Annotated in this window: 5 protein-coding genes; 1 reads left to right on the top strand and 4 read right to left on the bottom strand. The window is 65.2% G+C overall.

Features of this window, described 5'->3' with window-relative positions; translation table 11 throughout:
* Positions 1-52: 52 nt before the first annotated feature.
* Complete coding sequence (gene rsmD, locus C9427_RS00140) at positions 53-607, bottom strand: 16S rRNA (guanine(966)-N(2))-methyltransferase RsmD (protein ID WP_107647217.1); 555 nt, start codon at positions 605-607, stop codon at positions 53-55.
* On the bottom strand, positions 604-2691 hold the full coding sequence (locus tag C9427_RS00135; RefSeq protein ID WP_107647216.1) for a pseudouridine synthase: 2088 nt from the start codon (positions 2689-2691) through the stop codon (positions 604-606). The genes rsmD and C9427_RS00135 overlap by 4 nt, the downstream gene beginning before the upstream one ends.
* Positions 2692-2870: 179 nt before the next feature.
* On the opposite strand from C9427_RS00135, the gene C9427_RS00130 reads away from it, so the two are divergent.
* Complete coding sequence (locus C9427_RS00130) at positions 2871-3323, top strand: nucleoside deaminase (protein ID WP_107647215.1); 453 nt, start codon at positions 2871-2873, stop codon at positions 3321-3323.
* 40 nt (positions 3324-3363) lie between these two features.
* On the opposite strand, the gene C9427_RS00125 is transcribed toward C9427_RS00130, so the two are convergent.
* Together C9427_RS00125 and ileS are read right to left on the bottom strand one after the other, a co-directional pair.
* On the bottom strand, positions 3364-4056 hold the full coding sequence (locus tag C9427_RS00125) for a hypothetical protein (protein ID WP_107647214.1): 693 nt from the start codon (positions 4054-4056) through the stop codon (positions 3364-3366).
* Between the two features lie 308 nt (positions 4057-4364).
* Positions 4365-7343 (bottom strand): isoleucine--tRNA ligase, encoded by a 2979-nt coding sequence (gene ileS, locus C9427_RS00120; RefSeq protein ID WP_107647220.1) that lies wholly within the window; start codon positions 7341-7343, stop codon positions 4365-4367.
* Positions 7344-7435: the final 92 nt, after the last annotated feature.

Here is a 7435-nt window from a genome sequence, read left to right as displayed (position 1 = left end):
GGACAGAGGGGGGCGCGAAGGAACTCGACCTAGCGGATTCGACACCGCCGCCTCACCCAACCTCGATAAACCGGATCACCGTCTCGCTATAGTTTCGTTCATCGACCACCGAGAATCCCGGTCCAACCTCAAACGGCGCCGATGCCGCCTCCTCGACCACGCAGAGCGCGCCCGGGAGCAGCCAGCCGCCGGCCTTGGCCGAGCGCAGGGCGCGCTCGCCGAGGCCTTTGCCATAGGGCGGATCGACGAAGACCAGGCCAAAAGCCGAAAGCGTGCCGGCCTCGCCCAGCGCCGTGGCGTCACGGCGGAATATTTTCGTACGTCCCGTCAGCCCAAAAGCCTCGACATTGGTGCGGATCAGGCCGCGTCCTTCGGCCGATTCCTCGATGAAGACGCCGTAGGCGGCGCCGCGCGAGAGCGCTTCGAGGCCGAGAGCGCCGGTGCCGGCGAACAGGTCGAGCACCCGCGCGCCCGCAAGGCTTTGCGGAAAACGATGCGCCAGCACGTTGAACACCGCCTCGCGGGTGCGGTCGGTGGTCGGGCGGATGGCATGATCGCGCGGCGTCGCCAGCGGACGCCCGCGAAACTCACCGCCGACGATTCTCATCTGGTTTTGGGACCCTTGGGGCCACCGCCGCGTCGCTCACCGCCCCTGCCGCCGCCATCGGGACGCTCGCCACGCGGCTTGCCGAACGGCTTTGCGCCAGCTGGCTTGCCATAGGCCGGCTTGAACGAAGCCTTGCGCGCCTTGGCCTCTGCCGCCTTGGCGGCATCGGCTTCCGCCCTGCCCTTGCCTATGGGACGCGCGCCCGGCGCCATCCAGACATTGGTCTTGCGCTGGCCCGGCGGCTCGATCGGCCGCTGCTCGCGCTCGGATTTCTTGCCGCCGCCCGGCTTGCCGCCACGCGGTTTGTCGCCAAAGCCGCCGCGTGGTCTGTCGCCAAAATCGCTACGCTCAGGCCTTGGGCCGCGCTCGCCAAAACTCTTTTCCGGCCGCGCGCCTCTTTCGGGACTTGTCGAGAGCTTGCCCAGCGCCTCGTCGCGGCTGCCTTCCCGGCGCTTGCGGTTCTTGATCAGCCCGCCCTCGCCGATCGGGCGGCGATCGACCCCGTCGCGGGTGAATTTCGGCCGCTCGACTTCTTCCGGGCGCGGTTCGGTGCGCCGCACCGGCTTGTTGGAGAACGGCTTGGTGATCTCGGCGTCGAAATTGGCGCCGGACTCCTCAACCAGGCGCTCGCCGAGCTGATCGCGCAGCACGCGGCCCTTGATCTCCAGCACATGGCCCTCCGGCAGTTCGTCGAGCTGGAACGGCCCGTAGGAAATGCGGATCAGCCGCGTCACATCGAGGCCGAGGGAACCCAGGATGTTTTTTACTTCCCGGTTCTTGCCCTCGCGCAAGCCAATCGTTAGCCAGGCATTCGAGCCCTGCTCGCGGTCGAGCGAGGCCTCGATCGCGCCGTAGAAGACGCCGTCGACGGCAATGCCTTCACGCAAGCCGGCGAGCGCGCTTTCCTCGACCTTGCCGTGGACGCGCACGCGGTAGCGCCTGAGCCAGCCGGTGGCCGGCAGTTCGAGCACGCGCGACAGGCCGCCATCATTGGTGAGCAGCAGCAGGCCTTCGGTGTTGATGTCGAGCCGGCCGATGGTCATCAGCCGCGGCAAGTCGGCCGGCAGCACGTCGAAGACGGTCTTGCGCCCCTCGGGGTCGCGGTTGGTGGTCACCACGCCGGCGGGCTTGTGGAACAGGAACAGTCGGGTGCGCTCGATCGGCGGGATCTCCATGCCGTCGAGATGGATGATGTCGCCCGGCATGACGTTGAAGGCCGGCGAAGTGAGAGCCCGGCCGTTGACCTTGACTCGGCCGGCCGCGATCAGTTCCTCGGCATCGCGGCGCGAAGCGAGGCCAGCACGGGCCAGCCGCTTGGCGATGCGCTCGCCGGCCTCTTCCGTTGCATCGGCGGGACGCGGGCGCGGCTTGAAGCCTTGTGGGCGATCGCCACCGAAGTCGCGCTTGGGGCGATCGCTGAAATCGCGTTTGGGTCGGTCGGCGAAGTCGCGTTTGGGACGATCGCCGGCGTCGCGCTGCGCGCGATCGCCGAAATCACGCTTGGGACGCTCGAAGCGCTTTTCGCCATCCGCCGCTGCGGCAGCCGGCCGTTCGCCGCGTGGCTTGAAGTCGCGCTTCGGCCGTTCGCCCTCGGCTGCCATCGGACGATCGCCACGCGGCGCGTAAGGCTTGCGCGCGCCCTCGCGCTTCTCATAGGGCCTGCCTTCCGGGGGCTTGCCTTCCGGGCGCGGACCTTTGTGGAACGGTCTTTCAGCGCGCGCTTCGCCCGGCTCGCGCGGCTTGTACGCGCGCTTGAAATCGCGCTGCGGCCGCTCGCCTTCGGCGGCCACCGGACGATCGCCGCGCGGCGCGTATGGCTTGCGTGGGCCTTCCCGCTTCTCGAAGGGCTTGCCTTCCGGACGCGGGCCTTTGCGAAATGGCTTGTCGCCGCTCTTGAAGTCTCGCTTCGGCCGCTCGCCTTCGGCCGCAATCGGCCGGGCGCCGCGCGGCGCATAAGGTTTCTTGGCGCCGAAAGACGGCTTGCCGCCCTTGCCGGCGGCGCCATCGCGGCGCGGCCCCGTCGCTCTCGGACCGCTTTTGCCCGGACCTTTTTGGCGCGGGGATTTCTTGTCGTTGTCGTCCATGTGGCCTTCTCGTTTGCGCCGCTACAGCGCCGTGGGTCCTCACGGACGCGCAAATGACGCTGCGGTACTTTGATTTTGCGCACGATCCCCAGCGAAAACCGATTCCGGTTTTGAGGGATCATGCGCTAGATAACAGGATCGCGCAGGAGTAGCGAGGGGATAATCGGAATGGAAACCGCGTGAAGCGGCCGGATTTCATGGCGCTGGCGCTGCGCGAGGCCGAAGCCGCCGCCTCACGCGGCGAAGTGCCGGTTGGCGCGGTCGTCGCCAATGGCGATACGGTCGTGGCAAAGGCCGGCAACCGCACCCGCGAGCTTGCCGATCCCACGGCGCACGCCGAAATGCTGGCGATCCGCGAAGCCTGCCGCAGGCTTTCCAGCGAGCGGCTCACCGGCCACGACCTCTATGTCACGCTGGAGCCTTGCGCCATGTGCGCCGGCGCCATCTCCTTCGCCAGGCTGCGCCGGCTCTATTTCGGCGCCGCGGACGAAAAAGGCGGCGCGGTGGTCAATGGCGTGCGCTTCTTTGCTTCGCCCACCTGCCACCATGTGCCCGACATCTATCCGGGTCTGGCGGAAAGCGAGGCAGCCTTGCTGTTAAAGGATTTTTTCCGGGAGCGGCGGGAACCCTGAACGGGTCGCCGCCGTCAAAGCGACGAAATGTCTGCCGTACTTACCAGGATGGCATCCAGTCGAACCAGCCGCTGCCGCTCTTGCTCTTGGCGGCCGCTTCCTTCTTGAGGCGGCGTTCCTTCTTGTACTCGTCCTCGCCAAGGTCATTTTGCGGCGCGGTGCCGGCGGCAACGCGGTATTGCACCGGCGGTTCGCTGAGATATTTGCGGGTATTGGGATCACCCTGGTTGGCTTCGGCCTGGCGGCGCTTGATCTCGTTGGCGCGACTCTTGCTCGCGTCCGAATCCGCCGGAGTCCAGCGTGGCGGGTGGCTGGAACCCGAGTCCGCCATCGCCTTCTTCACCGAGGCAGGATCGGTCTGCACGTCATCGACGATCTGCGACTGGTAGGACGGATCGTCCTGATGGGTGGTGGCATCGGCGCGCAGGCGGGCGCGGCGCTGCTCGGGCGATTCGGGCCAGTCGGCGCTCGCCGTCTCGATGCTTTCCTGCGGCGGCGGCAGGTTTTCCTTCTGCCCCGGCGCCGGCTTCACCAGTTCGGGACGCGGCTTGTAGTCGATCCGTTCCTTGCGCTGAGGCGAGATGGTAAAGGCGCTGGTCAGATCGCCGGCAAGCTGTTCGCCCGCGGTCTTGTCGGTGCCGTAGGTTGGAGAACCCATGCAGCCGGACAAGGCGAAGCCCGATACGACAAGCGGCGCCAGCAGCGCAACGCGCACGCAAGTTCTCTCGGTCATGCCAAAAAGTCCCACTCTAGACAGCCTCTCGATCGCCACCGGCCAAGGTCCGGTCCCCATCGTCCAACCACTTGCGACGGAAATCCGGCGACAATTTGTCGGCCGGAGTTTCGCGTGTTTACCTCAACCACCCGTTAAGGGCAACGCGCGCGGGCCGATCAGCCGCCCGCCGTGGCACTTTTGCACCGGCTTATATATGCCGATGCATGTCGTTGTCCCAAAACCGCTACACACTTTTGGGCGACATGCATCTTTGCCCTATGCATGTCGTTATCCCAAAACCGCTTCGCACTTTTGGGCGACATGCATCAGATACGCCCAAGCGCCTTCAACTCGTGCAGAACCGCGGCGTCTCGTGCCGAAACATCGGGAAATTCCGCGTCGCTGCCGACATCGGCGGTATAGCGCCAGGAACGCGCGCATTTGACCAGCCCCCTCGCTTCGGCCTTCTCGACCACAACGGCAACGCCCCTGACATCGTCCAGCGTAAAGGCCTCTGCCGGCGCCTGGCCATGGACAATGACCAAGTCGCTGGTGATCGCCATCTCGGCCATATCGACATCTGAAATGGCTGCTTCGAGTGCCGCATCGTCGAGGGTGACGACCGGCACCGCTTCCAGCGACGAACCGATGACCTTCTGGGCGCGCGCGATCTCGAGTGCGCCGGTGACGACGCGGCGGACTTGCCGCACCTTGCGCCATTTTTCCGCCAGCGCCTCGTTCTTCCAGTCAGCCGGGATTTGCGGAAACTGGTCGAGATGCAGCGAGACGGCATCGGGATGACGGTCGAGCCAGGCCTCTTCCATGGTGAAGGGCAGCATCGGCGCCAGCCATTTCACCAGGCAGTCGAAGAGATGGCGCACCACCTGCACGGAAGCCTTGCGCTTCACGCTGGACGGCGCGTCGCAGTAAAGCGCGTCCTTGCGGATGTCGAAATAGAAGGCTGACAACTCGACCACCATGAAATCGAGCAGCGCGCGGGTGATGCGCTTGAACTCGAAGGCGTCGTAGCCCTGGCGCACGAGTTCATCCAACTCGGCGAGCCGGTGCAGCATCAGCCGCTCCAGCTCCGGCATCTTGTCCAGCGGCACCTCCTCGCCATCGTCATGGGCGAGCGTGCCGAGCATCCAGCGGATGGTATTCCTGAGCTTGCGGTAGGCGTCGATGTTGGTCTGCAGCACGTTCTTGCCGAGCCGCTGGTCTTCCCAGTAATCGGTCGTCACCACCCAGAGCCGCAGGATGTCGGCGCCCGACTGCTTGATGACGTCCTGCGGCACGACGGTGTTGCCGAGCGACTTCGACATTTTGCGCCCTTCCTCGTCCATGGTGAAGCCATGGGTGACGACGGTATCGTAAGGCGCCCTGCCCCTGGTGCCGCAGCTTTCGAGCAGCGAGGAGTGGAACCAGCCACGATGCTGGTCGGAGCCTTCGAGATAGAGGTCGGCAGGCCATTTCAGGTCCGGACGATCCTCGAGCGTGAAGACATGGCTCGAGCCCGAATCGAACCAGACGTCGAGGATGTCCATCACCTGATGCCATTTCGCGGCATCGTGGTTGCCGAGGAAACGCTCCTTGGCGTTCGCCGCGAACCAGGCGTCGGCGCCTTCCGTCTCGAAGGCGTCCATGATGCGCTGGTTGACCGCTTCGTCCTTCAGCACATTGCCGTCCTCGTCGGCGAAGACGGCGATCGGCACGCCCCAGGCGCGCTGGCGCGACAGCACCCAGTCCGGGCGCTCCTCGATCATGGCGCGGATGCGGTTCTGGCCCGCGGCCGGCACGAAACGGGTGTCGTCGATGGCTTTCAGCGCACGGCTGCGCAGCGTAGTGCCGTCGCCGAGATCCTTGTCCATGTAGACGAACCATTGCGGCGTGTTGCGGAAGATGATCGGCTTCTTCGAGCGCCAGGAATGCGGATAGCTGTGCTTCAGCCGGCCGCGCGCGAACAGCGCGTTGCGCTTGATCAATTCGTCGATGACCGCCTGGTTGGCGTTGCCCTTCTTGCCGTTGTCGTCGATGACGCGCGCCGGCCCGCCCTCGCGGTCCGGACCGAAACCCGGCGCGTCCCTGGTGAAGAAGCCTGCATCGTCGACGGTGAAGGGAATTGTCGTGTCGATGCCGCGTGGGCGCAGCTCCGACGCAGCGTCCATCCAGGCGTCAAAGTCTTCGCGACCATGGCCAGGCGCGGTGTGGACGAAGCCGGTGCCGGCGTCGTCGGTGACGTGGTCGCCGGCGAGCATCGGCACGGGGAATTCGTAGCCACCGTTCAGACCCTTGAAGGGATGCGAAAGCGTAAGACTTCCAAGCTGTTCGGCCGAAACGCTGTGAAGACGATTCAAGGTGACTTTTGCCTTGGCGGCGGCATCCTCGGCCAGCGCGTCGGCGAAGATCAGCTTTTCACCGGGCTGCGGACCGAACGCATTCTCCGCTGCCGTCACCTCGTAGAGGCCGTAGGCAACGCGCGGCGAATAGTTGACGGCGCGATTGCCGGGGATGGTCCAGGGTGTCGTCGTCCAGATGACGACATGAGCCTCGAGCAAGTCGAGCGCGGTCTCGCTCAGCGTTGCGGGCTGCCCGTCTTCAGGGGCGGTGATGACGGGCCGCGCGAGGCTTACGACGGGAAACTTCGCCCAGATCGTGTCGCTCTCATAATCCTGGTATTCGACCTCGGCCTCGGCCAGCGCGGTGCGCTCGACCACGCTCCACATGACAGGCTTGGAGCCACGGTAGAGCTGGCCCGACAGGGCGAATTTCAACAGCTCGCCGGCGATGCGCGCCTCGGCGTGGAAGGCCATGGTCGTATAGGGATTGTCGAAGTCGCCGACGACGCCCAGCCGCTGGAACTCGCCGCCCTGCACCTTGATCCAGTGCGCGGCGAACTCGCGGCATTCCTTGCGGAACTCGTTGACCGGCACCTCGTCCTTGTTCTTGCCCTTGGCGCGGTACTGCTCCTCGATCTTCCATTCGATCGGCAGGCCGTGGCAGTCCCAGCCGGGCACGTAATTCGAATCGTAGCCGCGCATCTGGAACGAGCGGGTGATGACGTCCTTGAGGATCTTGTTCAGCGCATGGCCGATATGGATGTTGCCGTTGGCGTAGGGCGGGCCGTCATGCAGCACGTATTTGGTGCGGCCGGCGGCGTTTTCACGCAGCTTGCGATAAAGATCCATATCCTGCCAGCGCTTGACCAGCAGCGGTTCCTTCTCGGGCAAGCCGGCGCGCATCGGGAAATCCGTTTGCGGAAGGTAAAGCGTCTTGGAATAGTCGATCGTTTCAGCAGTGTCGGTCATTGTGGTGTCGGTCATTGGTCTGCCATGTGCGTTGCCCGGCGGCAAAGGAGCTCGGGCGTTGAAGTCTTCGCTTTGACACATATCGTTTTCCC

The sequence above is a fragment of the Mesorhizobium helmanticense genome (assembly GCF_003034915.1).
Taxonomy (GTDB): domain Bacteria; phylum Pseudomonadota; class Alphaproteobacteria; order Rhizobiales; family Rhizobiaceae; genus Mesorhizobium; species Mesorhizobium helmanticense.
The sequence above is the reverse complement of the archived record's forward strand: the minus strand, read 5'-3'. Positions and strand labels throughout refer to the sequence as shown.